This window comes from Alistipes finegoldii DSM 17242 (genome assembly GCF_000265365.1).
In the GTDB taxonomy this organism is placed as follows: Bacteria; Bacteroidota; Bacteroidia; order Bacteroidales; family Rikenellaceae; genus Alistipes; species Alistipes finegoldii.
In genome coordinates, this window is record NC_018011.1 from 1,415,706 (window position 1) to 1,432,560 (window position 16,855).

Annotated in this window: 15 protein-coding genes and 1 tRNA gene; 7 read left to right on the top strand and 9 right to left on the bottom strand. The window is 59.6% G+C overall.

The window, feature by feature from the left end; translation table 11 throughout:
• On the top strand, window positions 1-567 hold the full coding sequence (locus ALFI_RS06280) for a DUF4924 family protein (RefSeq protein ID WP_009596837.1): 567 nt from the start codon (window positions 1-3) through the stop codon (window positions 565-567).
• A gap of 153 nt (window positions 568-720) precedes the next feature.
• Here ALFI_RS06280 and ALFI_RS06285 read toward each other — a convergent pair whose 3' ends face one another.
• Both ALFI_RS06285 and rpmH read right to left on the bottom strand, forming a co-directional pair.
• Complete coding sequence (locus ALFI_RS06285) at window positions 721-1,218, bottom strand: GNAT family N-acetyltransferase (protein WP_009596925.1); 498 nt, start codon at window positions 1,216-1,218, stop codon at window positions 721-723.
• A gap of 146 nt (window positions 1,219-1,364) precedes the next feature.
• Window positions 1,365-1,526 (bottom strand): 50S ribosomal protein L34, encoded by a 162-nt coding sequence (gene rpmH, locus ALFI_RS06290; protein WP_009596923.1) that lies wholly within the window; start codon window positions 1,524-1,526, stop codon window positions 1,365-1,367.
• Window positions 1,527-1,769: 243 nt separating this feature from the next.
• Between rpmH and murA the strand changes: the two genes are divergently transcribed.
• From murA to ALFI_RS06305, 3 genes are read left to right on the top strand one after another with little or no spacing between them, the layout of a single operon-like run.
• A complete protein-coding gene (gene murA, locus ALFI_RS06295) occupies window positions 1,770-3,086 on the top strand; it encodes a UDP-N-acetylglucosamine 1-carboxyvinyltransferase (RefSeq protein WP_039939764.1) in 1,317 nt (438 codons plus the stop codon).
• Window positions 3,087-3,114: 28 nt separating this feature from the next.
• Entirely contained in the window at window positions 3,115-3,696 is a 582-nt protein-coding gene (locus ALFI_RS06300; protein ID WP_009596798.1) for a thymidine kinase, read from the top strand.
• 35 nt (window positions 3,697-3,731) lie between these two features.
• Window positions 3,732-4,448: a FadR/GntR family transcriptional regulator gene (locus tag ALFI_RS06305; RefSeq protein ID WP_009596814.1), complete on the top strand. Its 717-nt coding sequence runs from the start codon at window positions 3,732-3,734 to the stop codon at window positions 4,446-4,448.
• Between the two features lie 104 nt (window positions 4,449-4,552).
• Here ALFI_RS06305 and ALFI_RS06310 read toward each other — a convergent pair whose 3' ends face one another.
• Complete coding sequence (locus ALFI_RS06310; RefSeq protein ID WP_009596908.1) at window positions 4,553-5,245, bottom strand: hypothetical protein; 693 nt, start codon at window positions 5,243-5,245, stop codon at window positions 4,553-4,555.
• The gene (locus tag ALFI_RS06315) at window positions 5,226-6,695 is read right to left on the bottom strand and encodes a carbon starvation CstA family protein (RefSeq protein WP_014775205.1); all 1,470 of its coding nucleotides are present in this window, start codon (window positions 6,693-6,695) and stop codon (window positions 5,226-5,228) included. The genes ALFI_RS06310 and ALFI_RS06315 overlap by 20 nt, the downstream gene beginning before the upstream one ends.
• Before the next feature lie 119 nt (window positions 6,696-6,814).
• On the opposite strand from ALFI_RS06315, the gene ALFI_RS06320 reads away from it, so the two are divergent.
• The 3 genes from ALFI_RS06320 (at window position 6,815) to ALFI_RS06330 (ending at window position 8,024) form a co-directional block, all read left to right on the top strand.
• Window positions 6,815-6,887, top strand: a tRNA-Thr gene (locus ALFI_RS06320).
• Window positions 6,888-7,228: 341 nt separating this feature from the next.
• The gene (locus tag ALFI_RS06325) at window positions 7,229-7,666 is read left to right on the top strand and encodes a cold-shock protein (protein WP_009596899.1); all 438 of its coding nucleotides are present in this window, start codon (window positions 7,229-7,231) and stop codon (window positions 7,664-7,666) included.
• Between the two features lie 31 nt (window positions 7,667-7,697).
• Window positions 7,698-8,024: an RNA recognition motif domain-containing protein gene (locus ALFI_RS06330; protein ID WP_009596802.1), complete on the top strand. Its 327-nt coding sequence runs from the start codon at window positions 7,698-7,700 to the stop codon at window positions 8,022-8,024.
• Window positions 8,025-8,275: 251 nt separating this feature from the next.
• On the opposite strand, the gene ALFI_RS06335 is transcribed toward ALFI_RS06330, so the two are convergent.
• The 5 genes from ALFI_RS06335 to ALFI_RS06355 all read right to left on the bottom strand — a co-directional run bounded on the left by ALFI_RS06335 (window position 8,276) and on the right by ALFI_RS06355 (window position 16,765).
• Window positions 8,276-9,652 carry an efflux transporter outer membrane subunit gene (locus ALFI_RS06335; RefSeq protein WP_014775206.1) on the bottom strand — a complete coding sequence of 459 codons (1,377 nt, stop codon included), beginning with the start codon at window positions 9,650-9,652 and terminating at the stop codon, window positions 8,276-8,278.
• Window positions 9,649-12,744 (bottom strand): efflux RND transporter permease subunit, encoded by a 3,096-nt coding sequence (locus tag ALFI_RS06340; protein ID WP_014775207.1) that lies wholly within the window; start codon window positions 12,742-12,744, stop codon window positions 9,649-9,651. Before ALFI_RS06340 ends, ALFI_RS06335 begins: the two co-directional genes overlap by 4 nt.
• Before the next feature lie 3 nt (window positions 12,745-12,747).
• On the bottom strand, window positions 12,748-13,998 hold the full coding sequence (locus ALFI_RS06345) for an efflux RND transporter periplasmic adaptor subunit (RefSeq protein ID WP_009596789.1): 1,251 nt from the start codon (window positions 13,996-13,998) through the stop codon (window positions 12,748-12,750).
• A gap of 365 nt (window positions 13,999-14,363) precedes the next feature.
• Complete coding sequence (locus ALFI_RS06350) at window positions 14,364-16,361, bottom strand: sensor histidine kinase (protein WP_014775208.1); 1,998 nt, start codon at window positions 16,359-16,361, stop codon at window positions 14,364-14,366.
• Between the two features lie 11 nt (window positions 16,362-16,372).
• The gene (locus ALFI_RS06355; RefSeq protein ID WP_009596922.1) at window positions 16,373-16,765 is read right to left on the bottom strand and encodes a response regulator; all 393 of its coding nucleotides are present in this window, start codon (window positions 16,763-16,765) and stop codon (window positions 16,373-16,375) included.
• Window positions 16,766-16,855 lie beyond the last annotated feature (90 nt).

A 16,855-nucleotide genomic window follows, 5' to 3' on the forward strand; every position in this document is an offset into this window, starting at 1 on the left:
ATGGACATAGCACAAGCCAAACGCCGGGAAAACATCGCCGAATACATCCTCTACCTCTGGCAGCTGGAGGACCTGCTGCGGGCGCTGCAATTCAGCCCCGAAGCGATCTTCTCGACGCTCATAGCCCCCCGCAAGGACATCGCCGACGAGCAGAAGCACGTATTCCTGCTCTGGTACATGGACATCGCCAACCTGCTGCATCAGGAGGGCAAAGACGAAAAAGGGCATCTGGAACATACGCTCCACCTGATCGGCGACCTGCACGATTTGCACCTGCAGCTGATGAAGCTCCCCGTCGGCGAGCACTACCGCAGGACATACGCCCGTCTCGAACCCGAACTGCCGCGCCTGCGCGCCGTGCTGGGCAATCCGGGCATGAACGACACGGAGTTGTGCTTCAGGGCCTTGTACGCCGCCATGCTCTATCGCATCAAGGGCGAGGGCGAAAAGTCGGCCGTCGCCGACACGCTCGAATTCATCTCTCCGGTAATCGCCGAGCTGGCCGACATGCACGGCAAGGTCGAGCGCGGCGAAGTCGATCTGTTCAAGACGGCCGAGGGCAAATAACGGCCGACTTTCCCGCGGCTGCCGTATGTCGCCATGGCGACATACGGCGACCGGGAAACAAGCACCGGCACCGATCTTAAAAAAGGATGTCTTTTCAGACATCCTTTTATATCATCCGGCGAAAAGCCCCCCTCTCCGACACATACGGAGCGGCTATTCGATCTCCAGCCCCATGATGTAATCGTTCATGTAATAGCCGTCGCCGATCGGGAAATCGCCTTCGCGGAGCTTGCGCATGCCCATCTTCTCGTAAAAACGCACTGCACGGTTGCTGCGGTTTACGTTCAGCTCCATCCTGCAGGGCGCGGGATGCACCGAACGAACATATTCCACAGCATGGCGGAACAGGAATTCCCCGACGCCGAGACCCTGAAAACGGGGCAGCACGTAGATTTTCTGCAAATGGAACAACTCTTCGGCCTCCTGCTGCACCGAAAGGTACCCGCACGGTTCGCCGTCGGACGAGGCGATGAACCACGCAACCCCGGTGCGCATCTCACGCCGCAAGACTTCGGGCGCATACATCCACTTCATCATGTAATCCATTTGCGACGAGGTGATAATTTCGCGGTAAGTCGCCGGAAACACCTCGTCGGCCAGACTGCGGATCAGTCCGCAGTCGGTCTCCACAGCTCGTCTGATAGTAAGCATCTTCAACGGTTTTACGGTTTGCGCCGCCCGCAGTTTCCCGCGGAGAGACCCCGCAACGAGTTTCCGGCATCAGGCCGGCGGCCGGCGGTAAAGATAAACAAAAAAAGCCGACTTTGCGTCGGCTTTCACTCTTTCCTAACGGGGAACTAAGCGTACTTGAACGTCGATTCGTCCGATACGGTCAGCTTCTTGCGACCTTTCGCGCGACGTGCAGCCAGCACCTTACGGCCGTTCGCCGTCTCCATACGACTGCGGAAACCGTGCTTGTTGATTCTTTTCCGGCGCGAGGGCTGGTAAGTTCTCTTCATTGCCATAGCTATATACTTTTTATTGTTTCAGACATTTTTACGGATTGCAAAAGTACAACAAAAAAGTTATCCGCAAAAATTTTTCACGAAAATAATTCAAAAAAGCCGGGCAAAAAGCACGAAATCTTTTTAACTTTGTCAAGAAGAGGAGGGACGAAAGCCCGCCGACGGCACATCCTGCGGCTGCGCCGCCGGGAGCGGAATCCGGCGGGAAACACGGTCCCGCAGTTAATTATCACGCATATGGCAATTTTCAAAGTCGAAGGAGGCCACCGCCTTCACGGTAGCATTACGCCCCAAGGCGCCAAAAACGAGGCGTTGCAGATACTCTGCGCCACGCTGCTGACTCCCGAACGGGTCACGGTGCACAATATCCCCCGGATTCTGGACGTCATGCAGCTCATCGAGCTGCTGCGCCGCATGGGCGTCGAGGTCGAACAGCTCGCCGAAGACACCTACAGCTTCTGCGCCAAGGAGATCGACTTCGAATATCTGCGCACGGAGGACTACCGCCGGCGCTGCACGCGCCTGCGGGGTTCGGTGATGCTCATCGGCCCGATGCTGGCCCGCTTCGGCGTGGGCTACATCCCCAAGCCGGGCGGCGACAAGATCGGCCGCCGCAGGCTCGACACCCACTTCATCGGATTCCAGAAGCTCGGCGCGAAATTCAACTTCGACATCGCCGACGAGTTCTTCATGGTCGAAGGCAAAGAGCTGAAGGGCACCTACATGCTGCTGGACGAGGCTTCGGTGACGGGTACCGCCAACATCGTTATGGCCGCAGTCTTGGCCAAAGGCTCGACGACGATCTACAACGCCGCCTGCGAACCCTACCTGCAGCAGTTGTGCAAGATGCTCAACCGCATGGGAGCGCGCATTTCGGGCATAGCGTCGAACCTGCTGACCATCGAGGGCGTCGATTCGCTCGGAGGCACGGAGCACACGCTGCTGCCCGACATGATCGAGGTGGGCAGTTTCATCGGCATGGCCGCCATGAACCAGTCGGAGCTGACCGTCAAGAACGTCTCGTTCGAGAACCTCGGCATCATCCCGGCGCAGTTCGCCCGCATGGGCATCCGCTTCGAACAGCAGGGCGACGACATCCATATTCCCCGGCAGGACCACTACTCGATCGAGACCTTCCTCGACGGCTCGATCATGAACATCGCCGACGCCCCGTGGCCGGGACTCACGCCCGACCTGCTGTCGATCTTCCTCGTGGTGGCGACGCAGGCCAAGGGCGCCGTGCTGATTCACCAGAAGATGTTCGAAAGCCGTCTGTTCTTCGTCGACAAACTGATCGACATGGGGGCGCAGATCATCCTCTGCGACCCGCACCGCGCCACGGTCATCGGCCACGACCACCGCATACGCCTGCGCGCGACGCGCATGACTTCGCCCGACATCCGCGCGGGCGTGGCGCTGCTGATCGCCGCCATGTCGGCCGAGGGGGTCTCGACGATCCAGAACATCGACCAGATCGACCGCGGCTACCGCGACATCGACGGCCGCCTGAACGCCCTCGGCGCCCGCATCACCCGCCTCGACGAGTGCGAATAACAAACCGAAACAAACGATACTCTGATTTATGTTCTTGGAAAACGCCAGCCGCAAAGGCTGGATCGAAGTAATCTGCGGCTCGATGTTCTCAGGCAAGACCGAAGAGCTGATACGCCGTCTCAAACGCGCCAAATTCGCCAACCAGAAGGTTGAAATCTTCAAACCCCGCATCGACGTGCGCTATTCGGAAGAGGAGGTCGTCTCGCACGACGCCAACGCCATCCGCTCCACGCCGGTCGACTCGGCCCGGAACATCCTGCTGATGACCTCCGACGTCGATATCGTGGGCATCGACGAGGCGCAATTCTTCGACGACGGCATCATCGAGGTCTGCCGCGAGCTGGCCGACAGCGGCGTGCGGGTCATCGTCGCGGGACTCGACATGGACTACACCGGCAAGCCCTTCGGCCCGATGCCGGCGCTGATGGCCACGGCCGAATACGTCACCAAGGTCCACGCCATCTGCGTCCGCTGCGGCAACCTCGCGCACCATTCGCACCGCCTTACGCAAGACGAAAAGCTGGTCATGCTGGGCGAAACCGACTCCTACGAGGCGATCTGCCGCCACTGCTTCAAGGAGCTGGTCCGAAACCGGAAAGAGACCGAATAGCCGCACAAGCCCCGCCGGCAAAGAGACACCCGCGCATGGAAGAACTGAAGTTAGCCAACCACAACACCACGCTCGTAGACAGCGTCGAGGAGAGTCTGATCTCCTACTTCAAGGAACAGGGTCTGCGCCCCGGATGCAGCATTCCGAACGAGATGGAACTCGCGGCGTCGCTGGGCGTCGGCCGGGCCGTACTGCGCGAAGCGCTGAGCCGCTTCAAGATGACCGGCATGATCGTCTCGCGCACCAAGAAAGGCATGGTGCTGGGCGAGCCGTCGCTGCTCGGCGGCATGAAGCGGTGCATCAATCCGCTGCTGATGAACGAATCGACGCTCTGCGACATCCTCGAATTCCGCGTGGCGCTCGAAATCGGCATCAGCGACAACATCTTCCGCAACCTCACCGACGCCGACGTCGCCGAACTGAAGGAGATCGTCGAGATGAGTCAGGTCATCGGCAACAATAAATACGCCCCGGTCAGCGAACACCGTTTCCACACCAAACTCTATGAAATCACGGGAAACAAGATCATCACCGAATTTCAGGACATCATCTATCCCGTGCTGGATTTCGTCAAGGAGAAGTACCGCGACTTTCTGGAACCGATCGAAAAGGAGCTGGAGCGGGCCGGTGCGCTGGTGACGCACCGCGACCTGCTGAAATACATCGAAAACCGCGACCTGAAAGGGTACAAAAAGGCGATCGAAGAGCATTTCAGGCTCTATTCGATCTATCTGGAACGCCACAAGAAATAGCGCCGGAGATCATGCGGCCGGAGGGGCGGAGCCTGCGACGTCTCCGTCCCTGTAATGCCGTCACCCGCCGTCACCCCCTGCGACGCCTCAGCTCCTGCCGTTCGTCATCGGGCCGCGCGCAGCGCCCCGATGAATCCGGGCCAGAGACACCATAGGTTTTCGGTCTGCAACCACAATTCGCGGGCCTGCGCCCGAAGCGAAGGGCGTTCGCTCTCGATATCGCGCAGGTAAGTCTCGTCGGCGGGATGCTCCTCGGCCGTAAATTCGGCGAAATAGGGCGCAAAGCGGGTTTTGAAGCGCTGCAACTCCCCTTCGGGCAGCTTCCCGCCGCGGCGGAACGCCGACCATAGCAGCAGGATTTCGCGGCTGGCATACTTGTCCGACACGTCGTTGATCACCTCGTCGAACAACTCCTGCTCGTCCATGGCCAGATAATCGAAAGCCAGCAGTTCACTCCCCTCCAGATGGTCTTCGGGGTCCAGTTCGAGCAGCAATTCGAGCAGTGCCGCCGACATTTCGAAGTCGTTGATCAGAAAATGGTCGATGGCCGACGCCCGAATCAGTTCGAGGGCCGCGCGCGAATTGCGGTGGTTCCATTCGAGATTCACCTCCTCGTCCTCCGGCACCAGCTCGGCAAAACGCTGAAAGGCCTGAAACCGCTCGTTGCAGGCTTCCTCGACATTTCCGGCACGCTCCATTTCGCGGGTACGGGCCAGTACTTTGGCAAAATTATAGGGTCCCTCGCCGATTACCTCGTAGGTCTGGTCGGCAGTCGGGTTAAGGCAGGGATTTTGCATCGCGCCGCATTTTAAAAATTAGAATTATCAACAATACGAGTGTCACCGCCCCGCCCAGCAGGTAGGCCGCCGCACGGTCGCGCATGCCGCACATGAGCGGAGAGACGAAGACATAGGACGAGCATACGTAGGTCATGACCGTCGCCGGAATCAGCCCCACCCAGCGGTTGCGGCCGTGCCGGTTCAGGAAAGCCGTAATCATCCACAACGTGACCATCGCCAGCGTCTGGTTCATCCACGCGAAATAGCTCCACATTGTCTGAAAAGGCAGACAGAATATGATTACGAGACCTGCAGCGAAGAGCGGAACGCTGATGCAGATGCGTTTGCGCAGGCTCCGCTGCTCGACGCCCATAAAGTCGGCGACGATCAGCCGCGCCGAGCGGAAGGCCGTGTCGCCCGAAGTGATCGCGCAGGCCACGACTCCGAAAATCACGAACCCGGCCAGCACCTCGCCCAGCGTGTCGCGGGCGATCGCGTCGACCATCACGGCCGCCTGTCCGCCGTATTCGGCGATCGCGGCGTTCAGCCCTCCGACGCCGTTCCAGAACGCCATGGCGACAGCCGCCCAGATCAGGGCGATGATGCTCTCGGAGATCATGGCGCCGTAAAACACGGGCCGGGCCTGACGCTCGGAGCCAAGACAGCGGGCCATCAGCGGCGACTGCGTGGCGTGAAATCCCGAAATCGCGCCGCAGGCGATGGTCGTAAAGAGCATCGGCACGATCGGAAACCGCGCCGCATCGGCGATCTGGTTCCGGAAAGAGGTGAATTCGGGAATCGTATATTTCCCGCTGAAAAGCAGTACCGCAAGGATTCCCAGCGCCATGAAAAGCAGCGCACAGCCGAAAACCGGATAGATGCGTCCGATAATCTTATCGACGGGCAGCAGGGTCGCCACGATATAATAAACGAGAATGACGCCCAGAACGATCAGCAGCAGCCACGAGAAATCGCCGAAGACGATTCCCGAAAGCGCCGGAGCGTCGATGCGGTTGGCGATCAGCGAAGCGGGCTGCGAGAGGAACACCGCGCCCACGAGCACCATCAATCCGACAGAAAAGACGCGCATCAGCTGTTTGACGCCGTTGCCCAGATAGGTGCCGACCGTCTCCGGAAGGCTCGCGCCGTTATTGCGCAGGGAGATCATGCCGGCGATAAAGTCATGGGCCGCGCCCATGAAAATCCCGCCGAACGTAATCCAGAGAAACGCCACGGGACCGTAGGCCGCGCCCAGCACGGCGCCGAAAATCGGCCCCAGACCGGCGATATTGAGCAGTTGGACGAGGAAAGTCTTCCACATCGGCATCGGAATATAGTCCACGCCGTCGAACGACACGGCCGAAGGCACGGGACGCCCTGCATCGGCCCCGCAAAGACGCTCCAGATAACGTCCGTATGTAAAATACGCCGCCACCAGCAGCGCAAGGCACACCAGAAAAGTGATCATTATCGGGTTAGTTTTGCACGAATATAGTAAGAAATGTGAGAATTTTTGAAAAATTGTTGTTTGAAAAAAATATTTTTCAGATATTTGCAGTCCCAAAGGGAACTTAATGTTCCCGGCAAGCCGAAATAGCTCAGTTGGTAGAGCGTTTCACTCGTAATGAAGAGGTCCCGGGTTCAAGTCCCGGTTTCGGCTCAAGCCACCGCAAAAGCGGTGGCTTTTTTTTATCGGAGAAGTCCCGCCCAAAGCGCCGAAATGCACCGGCAGCGAAATATCTGCAAATAAATGCAGATATTCCGATTATAATGCCTATCTTTGGCAACCCGGACAATCGAGTTCATATTGTAACTTTCTTGGCAATACACTGTCCCGCTTATCTTTAGCAGGTCTTCTCCATCGCTGATTCAGCCTTCAAAACCGACTTTTTTTGTTCGAATACCGACTCGCTCCAGCAACAGCGCGGCACGGAGCATATCCGGCGGCGTGCGGCAACGGCGGCGAAAGCCTGGAACAAACACATTTTAATCATATAATTAATGGCGATTTCATTCAGCAAAAGAGAATTAGAGAAGAAAAAACAAGGCAAGAAGTTAGAGAAGCAACAGCGCAAAGAGGAACGCAAAGCCAACAGGGGCGGCAGCTCGCTCGACGACATGATCGCGTATGTCGATGCGAACGGCATGATTACCGACACGCCGCCCGACATGAGCAGCAAACCGAAGGTCGATGCGGAGACCATCGCGGTATTCGTCCCCAAAAAGGAGGAGCAGGAGCCGGTCGCACTGCGGGGACGCGTGGAACATTTCAACACAGACAAAGGCTACGGTTTCATCAAGGACCTCGACAGTACGGAGAAATATTTCTTCCACATCAGCAACGCACCGGCCGACATCGCCGAAGGCGCGCTGGTGACCTTCGAGACGGAACGCGGTCAACGGGGACTCAATGCGGTCAACATAGCATACGCAAAATAAACAAGCATCATTTCACATAATCAAAAGACAGATGAACATTTACGTTTCAAAACTGAACTTCCGCACGACAGGCGAGAGTTTGCAGGCACTTTTCGCACAATACGGAGAGGTATCTTCGGCTAACATCATCACAGACCGGGAGACCGGACGTTCGCGCGGTTTCGGCTTTGTCGAGATGCCCGACGAGGGCCAAGGTCAGAGCGCCATCGACGCCCTGAACGGCACCGATTTCGAGGGTATGACGATCATCGTAAACGTAGCCCGCCCCAAGACCGAACACGGCAACGGCGGCGGTTACGGAGGCAACCGCGGCGGCGGTGGCTACAACCGCGACGGTTACGGCAAAAGACGGTTCTAAACCGGGAATATAATTCCACAATCCGGCCGCAGGAGTCTGTTTCGACAGGTTCCTGCGGCTTTTTCGATGCCCAAGGCCGGCGAATCCCGGAGCGTACGGCCAATCGCAGAGTGCATGACCGGCTATGGAGCACATGGCCGATCGCGGGACACGACCGGCTGCAGACCGGGAAACACCGGAGATACGACAGAAAACAGACGAAGGGGCGCAGGTCTATGACTACGCCCCTCGTCCATATCTGTAACGCCAAGTCATTCGGTCCAGCCGCCGCCCAACGCCTTGTAGAGCTGCACCAGCGCCAGATGCTCGTCGCGCACGGAGTTGCTCAGGCCGATCTGGGCGTCGAAATAGCGCCGCTGGGCGTCCAGCACGTCGATGTAATTGGTGCTTCCGGCACGGTATTGCAGGTGCGCCAGCTCGACGTATTTGCTCGCCGCATCGCGCAGATTCAGCTTCAAGGCCGCCGTTTTGCGGGCGCTGCGATAGGTGATCACAGCGTCGTCGGCCTCCTTGAAGACCGTCAGGACTTTCTGCTCGTAGGCCAGACGCGCTTCGTCGTAGGCCGCCAGCGCGGCACGGTAGCGGGCCTGCTTGCGGCCGAAACCGAAGATCGGCGAAGCGAGCGTCCCGGCGACATACGAGAAAGGCGAACGGAAAAATCCGCTCAGGGCGTCGTTTTCGAGACCGCCTGTCAGATTGAACGTCAGGCGCGGAAACCGGTCGGCGTAGGCCATGCCCGCTGCAGCCATCGCCGCACGGAGCCGCTGCTCGGAAGACCGGACGTCGGGACGGCGCTGCAACAGCCCGGAGGGCAGTCCGACGGGCAGGCTGTCAGCGAATTCGGCATCGGTATTCATCTTGCCGCGCACCACCCGCCGGTCGGGATTTTCACCCATGAGCAGCAGGATGCCGTTCTCCATGATCTTGATTTTGCGTTCGAGGTCCGGAATCAGCGCGGCCGTCGAGGCGTACTCCACCTTCGCCTGCTGATAGACCATTTCGGAGGTGAGACCGCCCTCGAACCGCAGCTGCACCTGATAGAGTCCCTCGCTGCGCGTAATGAGCGTACGCCGCACGATCGACAGCTCGTTATCCAGCGCGATGAGGTTGAAGTAGGCCGCGGCGACGGACGCCACCAGCGTCATGCGCATCGCCCGCCGGTCCTCGACCGAAGCGAGGTATTCGGCGCCCCCTTTGCGTTTGGCCCAGCGCAGGTTGCCCCACAAATCCAGCTCCCAGCTGAGCGTGACTTTGGCCCCGAATCCGGGGTCGCGGCTCGATTTTTCACCGGCGTAGTCGTTGGTCTCGTAGTCGCCGTAAGCGGTTCCCGTGACCGACGGCAGGCGTTCGGCCCGGCTCACCCGGTACAGCTCCCGCAGGCGCTCCACGCGCGCGGCGGCGGCGAGCATGTCCCGGTTGTTGTCCAGCGTGCGTTCGATGATTTGGCAGAGGGTCGAATCGCCGTAGAACCGCCACCACTGCACGTCGGCAACGGTCAGGGAGTCGGAATCCTCCCCGGCGATGCGCTCCGGCAGATCGACGTCGGGCGCCTTGCAGTGCCGCACGGCCGAGCAGGAGACCATTCCGGCCGCTGCGGCCAGCAGAATGATTATCGTAAGTCGTTTCATCGTTTCAGTTTTGCTTTGATCCTGTAAATCCACACGAAGAAGAAGGGCACGAAGACAATGCCGACGGTAATGGCGACCAGCATGCCGAAGAAGACGCCCGTGCCGATGCCCTGACGGCTGGCCGAACCCGGTCCCGAAGCGAAGACCAGCGGCAGCAGGCCGAGGATGAAGGCCAGCGAGGTCATCACGATCGGGCGGAAGCGCAGGTGCGCCGCGGTAAGGGCCGCAGAGACGGCGTCGCGTCCCTTCTCGATCTCCTCCTTGGCGAACTCCACGATCAGGATGGCGTTCTTGGCCACCAGCCCCACGAGCATCACCAGTCCGATCTGGAAATAGATGTTGTTCTCCAGCCCGCAGATCCAGATGCCCAGATAGGCGCCGATGCCGGCCACGGGAAGCGACAGGATGACCGCCACGGGCACCGACCAGCTTTCGTACTGTGCGGCGAGGAACAGGAAGACGAAGAGGAAGGCCAGCGCCAGCACCAGCCCGGTCTGTCCGCCCACGTGCTTCTCCTGATAGGAGAGTCCGCTCCACTCGACGCCGACCGATGCCGGGAGGTGCTTGCGGACAATGCTCTCCAGCACGTCCATCGCCTGCCCCGAACTGTAGCCGTGGGCCGCTTCGCCCGAAATGGTCGCCGAGTTGAACATGTTGAAGCGCTTGATGTTGCCCGCACCCGTGGTATAATGCGTCGTGCCGAGCGCCGTGATGGGAATCATCACCCCGCCCGCCCCGCGCACGAAGAAGAGGTTCAGGTTGTCGCGCTGGGCGCGGTAGGGAGCCTCGGCCTGAATGTAAACGCGGTAGATGCGGTTGAACATGTTGAAGTCATTGACGTAGATCGACCCCGTAAAGGCCTTCATCGTCGAGAAAATGTCCGACATCGAGACGCCCAGCAGCTGCGCCTTGTCGCGGTCCACGTCGAAATAGAGCTGCGGGATATCGCCCTGCATCGACGACGAGAGCCCCGTGAGTTCGGGCCGCTGCGCGGCATAGCGCATCAGCGTATCGACGGCGCGCTGCAGCTCGGCGTAGGTCGTATTGCCGCGCGCTTCGAGCACCATCTCGAAACCGCCCGAATTGCCCAGACCGGGAATCACGGCCGGACGCGACAGGTAGACCCGGCTTTCGGGATAGCGCGACATCTCGGCGCGCACGCGCTGCATCACCTCGCTCAGGCCGTCCGAATCGCGGTCGCCCCACGGTTTGAGGATCACGGTCAGCTGGCTGCGCGCCTGATTGGTGCCCACGCGGGGACTCGAACCCGTCACGTTGAGCACGTACTCCACGTCGGGATCGTTCATCAGAAACTCGACGGCCCGGTCGGTCACCTCGCGCGTACGCTCGATAGTCGCCCCTTCGGGGAGCTCCAACTCCACGGTGAAATAGCCCTGATCCTCCTGCGGCATGAAGCTCTGGGGCACCAGACGGTTCATCAGCCAGATGCCGACCAGCACGATGCCGAAGGCGGCCAGCATGCGCCGCGAGTGCTTCAGCGCCCCCCGAATCATCCGGCCGTAGAACCTGTTGCCCGTCGCCAGTCCGAGATTGATGCGGCGGAAAAACCGGTTTTTCTTCTCCCCGCTTTCGGGTTTGAGGAAAAGCGAACACATCACGGGGCTGAGCGTCAGCGCCACGACCGTCGAAATGATCACCGAAACGGCGATCGTAATGGTGAACTGGCGGTAAAGCTGTCCCGTGATTCCCGCAAGGAAGCTCACCGGGACGAACACGGCGCACAACACGAGCGACATGGCGATCAGTGCGCCGCTCAGGCTGCCCATCGCCTTCTTCGTCGCTTCGTAAGGCGAAAGATGCTCCTCGTTCATGATGCGGTCCACGTTCTCGACCACCACGATGGCGTCGTCCACCACGATGCCGATAGCGAGAATCAGTCCCAGCAGCGTCAGCATGTTGAGCGAGAAGCCGAAGACGAGCATCACGCCGAAGGTGCCGATCAGCGAAATGGGGACCGCCACGATCGGGATGAGCGTCGCGCGCCAGCTCTGCAGCGAGAGGAAGACCACCAGAATCACCAGCAGCAGCGCTTCGAAAAGCGTCCGGTAGACGTGGTGGATCGACTCGGAAATATAGGTGGTCATGTCGAACGGAATCTCGTAGCTGATTCCCTCCGGGAAATTCGCACGGATCTCCTCCATGACCTTCTTGACCGAACCGGCGACCTCCATGGCGTTGGCACCGGGAAGCATGTTGATATTCAAGACGGCGGCGTTCCCGCCGTTGATACCGCTCTCGGTGCTGTAGGAGGAGGCTTCGAGCGAAATGCGCGCCACGTCCTTCAGACGGATGATCGAACCGTCGGGATTGGCCCGCACGACGATATCCTCGAATTCGCTGACCGATGACAGGCGGCCCTGCGCCGTGATCGGAATCGTCACGTCGATGCCGTTCATGGGGGCCTGCCCCAGCACGCCGGCCGCCGATTCGCGGTTCTGGTCCTTGAGCGCGTTCTGCAAATCCTTGACCGTCAGGCCGAGGTCGGCCAGCTTGTCGGGCATGACCCATATCTGCATGGCGTAATAGCGGCTGCCGACGTTCGAGACGCTGCCCACGCCGGGCACGCGGCGCAGCATGTCCAGCACGTTGAGCGTGGCGTAGTTGCTCAGGTAGATTTCGTCGAACTTGGGGTCGGATGACAGCAGCGTGATGGTCATCAGCTTGCTGGCCGCCTGCTTCTCGACCGAGATGCCGTTCTGCACCACCTCGGCCGGAAGACGCGCTTCGGCCTTCTTCAGGCGGTTCTGGATGTCCACGGCCGCCAGATCGGGATCGGTCGAGATATCGAAGGTCACCGTGGCGGAAAAACCGCCCGAATTGGAGCTTGACGACTCCATGTAGATCATGCCGGGCGTGTCGTTCAGCTCCTGCTCGATGGGCGTGGCCACGGCCTGCGTCACGGTCTGTGCGTCGGCGCCCGGATAGGAGGCCGAGATGCGGACCACGGGCGGCACGATCTGGGGGTACTGATCGACGGGCAGCAGGGCGAGGCCGATGCCGCCGACGATCACGATGATGATGGACAGCACCGTCGAAAAGACGGGCCTGTCGATAAAAAAGTCCGCTTTCATAGGTTACTGCTGATTTTCGGTCTCCTCCTCGCGCCGCGTAACGACCGGTTCGACTTTCATGCCGTGCTGGAGCTTGTGGTATCCCTCCACGACGATGTCTTCGCCCGACACCAGTCCGCGCTCGACGACGATGTTCTGTCCGATTTCGGGCCCCGTTTCGATGAAACGCTTCTCGACAATGCTGTCGGGACGCACCACGAAGATGTAGGCCCCGCCCTTCTCAATCACCACGGCCTTCGACGGCACGACCACGGCGTCCTCACGCACGTCGAGCAGCAGCCGCACCTTGGTGAACTGGCCCGGCAACAGGATATGGTCGGGATTGGACATCTCGGCGCGGACGGAGAAGGTACCCGTCTGGGGATCGACCTGCGGATCGGCGAAATCGACCAGTCCCCGGTAGGGGTATTCGGAGCCGTCGGCCAGCGTCACGGTGATATAGGGGTCCCATTTACGGGCCGTATCGCGGTGTCCGAGATTGACGTTGCGGGCTTTGCTGCGCAGGTAGTCCAGCGCCGTCATGCTGAAATCGACGCGCACCGTATCGCTCTTCACCACCGTCGCCAACAGCGATTTGCCGTTCGGTCCCACGAGCGTCCCGATGTCGGCGTTGCGCTCGGAGATATACCCCGCGATGGGCGACTTGACATTGGTATAGCCCAGCGTCATTTCGGCCTGCGTGAGGTCGGCCTCGCCCACCACCACGTCGGCCGCGGCGCTCTCGTACGAAGCGATGGCGTTGTCCAGTTCGAGCTGGCTGGCCGCGCTCTGCTGGTAGAGCGGACGGATACGGTCGAGGTCGCGCTTGGCCTTGAGGGCCTGCGCGCGCGCCTTGTTGAGCTGCGCCTTGGCCTTGTCCACGCGCGCCCGGTAGACGAGCGGGTCGATCACGAAAAGCGTCTGGCCTTTTTTAATATAGGTGCCTTCGGCGAAGAGCATCTTTTCGAGGTAGCCCTCGACGCGGGCGCGGATTTCGACGAACTGCTGGGCGCGGATGCGGCCCACGTAATCGCCGTAAATATTGACGTCTTCCGTCTCAACGGGTTCGACGGCCACGACCGGAAGCGTGACCGATGCAGGCCGCGGCCGGAGCAGCACCACAAGCAGTACGCCCGCGACGATCGCGGCGCAGGCTATCGCAATCCACTGCCTGCGGCTCAGCTTCACACGGACACGGGCCGCACGCGAAGCTGCCTTCTTCACGCCGGCCAGATTCAGGTTCTGCAAATCGGGTTTCAACTTATCAAATTTCATAGAGTGTTTATAAAATGAGGGTACAGAGCAATCGTTCAATCCTTGCGCCAAGATGCACCCGTATGTTTAAAACATTTATTAGCAGCAAAATACCGTCCAAATGCGGCTCAAAGATATGCAAAATTGTGTAGAATTATTCCACACGGCTGTGGAATAATTCCACAACGCCCGACCCGGAGAGCGGCCCGAAAATCCCTGCGCAGAGGCCCTGCCGGGCACATTCCGGCCGCGGCGGAACTTCGGCCGCACCTCCGGCGACAAAAAAAAGGACCCGCCGGGGGTCCTTTCAGATTACATTTCGGGAGGAAGAGACTGCCGCAGCAGCCCTTTTCACGGCTTACCGACGGGTTCGAACCAGACTGCCGTCATCGGCTACACGGAGGGTCTTTGACGTCTCCCGAAGGCTCCCCCCCCTCACGGTGCTCCCGATCCTCTGGGAGCCGGAGTCCGATGGGATGGGCGAAGATAAAGCGGGCGCCGCCCGTATAGGTCGGATCGACCCAGATGCGGCCGCCGAAGATCATGGCGATCTGACGGCAGATGGCCAGTCCCAGTCCGGTACCCTTCTTCTTGTTGCCGTCGAGTTTCTCGAAGCGGTTGAAGATCATCTCCTGCTTGTCGAGCGGAATGCCGGGACCGGTGTCGGTCACCGAGAAGAGCACCTCGTTTTGTTCGGGACAGATCTCCACCCCGAGTACGATGCTGCCTTCGGAGGTGAACTTGGCCGCATTGGTCAGCAGGTTGATAAGTATCTGCGACAGGCGGTGGACGTCGGTAGTGAGCATGTACGAATCGACGGCGCATTCGAGACGCCCCTCGACCCCCGGCTGACAGGTATGGGCCGTGGTCATGAGGATATGCTGACAAATCTGCACGATCTCCTCCGCAGAGTAGTTGAACCTGATCTTGCCGCATTCGAGCGACGAGATATCGAGGATGTCGTTCAGCAGCGTCAACAGCATTTCGGAATTGTTGACCACGATGGCGCAGTATTCGGCGCGCTCCTCCTGCGAGAGTTCCTCGCCCTGCATGAGCGACGAGAAGCCGACGATGGCGTTCAGCGGAGTACGTATCTCATGGCTCATATTGGCCAGAAAGGCCGATTTGAGCATATCGGACTCCTCGGCTTTCTCGCGGGCGATCACCAGCTGGCCTTCGCGCTCTTCGAGCGTGCGCTTGAGACGCCGCGTACGCAGGAACAGGAACGCCACGAAGATCAGCAGCAGCACCAACAGTACGATTCCGCCCACGAGCAACTCGATATAGTGCGAATATTTCGAGAGTTTGGCAGCCACCGTATCCTCGATAACGCTGCCCTTCGGCAAGGCGTATTCGGCGATCTTCAGCTCCTTGAGCTTGCGCGAGTCGAAGACATATTCGCCGTCCGAGAGGTGGAAGTGCACACCGCCCAAGCTGCCGGTCTTATAGTACTCCTTGATCTGGGCGGCGATGACGTTGGCCCCGTTCTCGTAGTTGGGCACGAAGCCGCCCACAGCCACGTCGCCGATGCCCGTGCGGGTGACCGAGAAGACCGGAAGACGGGGGTTGAGCTGCACCAGATCGTTGAGCGAACGCTGCATGAGGTATTCGCCGTCGCTGCCCACGCGCCACGTGCCCAGCATCACGGCCGACCGGGGAGAAAGCGACGCATAGGCCGCATGCGAAGCCTCGTCGCCGTCGCGGCTGTCCACCAGCACAAGATTCAGGTCGGGATAATTCTCCATCTCCTCACGCACGAGCGCCTGCAGCGAGATGCCGCCGTAGGTGTTGTCCGAGATAAACGCGAGGTTCTCCACCTCAGGATAGAGCGTGCGGATCAGCTCGATGTTGCGGCGGATGTCGTATTTGTTGAGCAGGCCGCCCACATTGTGCAGGCTGTCCACCATATTCATGTAGTTGATCGACCGGGGCATCCAGACATCGGCGCTGTCGGACGGCGGCGGAAACACGATGCCGTTCGAACTGACAAAGCAGCTGAAGCACATCACCTCCTTGGGAATGCGTCCCAGCGAGACGAACGACGCCCACGCCTCCTGCCCCAGCAGCACGATGGCCCGCAGGCCCCCTTTGGATTCATAACGGGTTATCAGGTTGTCGGTCTGCGAAATCCAGAGGGGCGCGTCGTTGATGCTCTTGCATTCGAGCGTCTCGACGTAAATATCGCACGGCACGCCCGACGCCACGACCTGACGCTCGAATTCCGTGATGAAACTCGACATGCGGCGCGTGTCGGGATTGTAGGACGAAATGATCAGAATGCTCTCCCGTCCGCGGGCCTCCTCGGCCCGAAGCAGCGAGGGCAGCAGAATGCAGCAACTCAGGAGCAGCAGCGTCCAGTGTTTTATCACTTGATTACCGGTCATAGTTTTCTCTTTTACCGCGAAAGCAGCGAAGCGATACGGCTGCGAAGCTCGTCCGCACGCAGCGGCTTGGCAAGGCATTCGTTGAATCCGGCCTGAAACATACGCTGACGATCGGTTTCGAAAGCATAGGCCGTAAGTGCGATGACGGGAATGTCGGGAGCACGCTCGCGGATAAGCCGCAGCGCGTCATAACCGTCCATGACGGGCATGTTGATATCCATCAATACCAGATCGGGGTGTACTTCGGCGAACATATCGACGGCCTGCCGGCCGTCCCATGCATGCACCAGTTCGTAATCACGACGCAGCAGCACTTCTACCAGTTTGAAATTACTCGGATTATCCTCGGCAACGAGTAACCGGGGACGGCCGTCGTCGGAATTTACGCATTCGTTACACTCCATCGCTTCATCGGTTTAACAAAACCGTCCGGATGCGGAAAGTCCGGACAATTGCACAAAACTACCATTTTTTTTGATTAACACCATAGTATT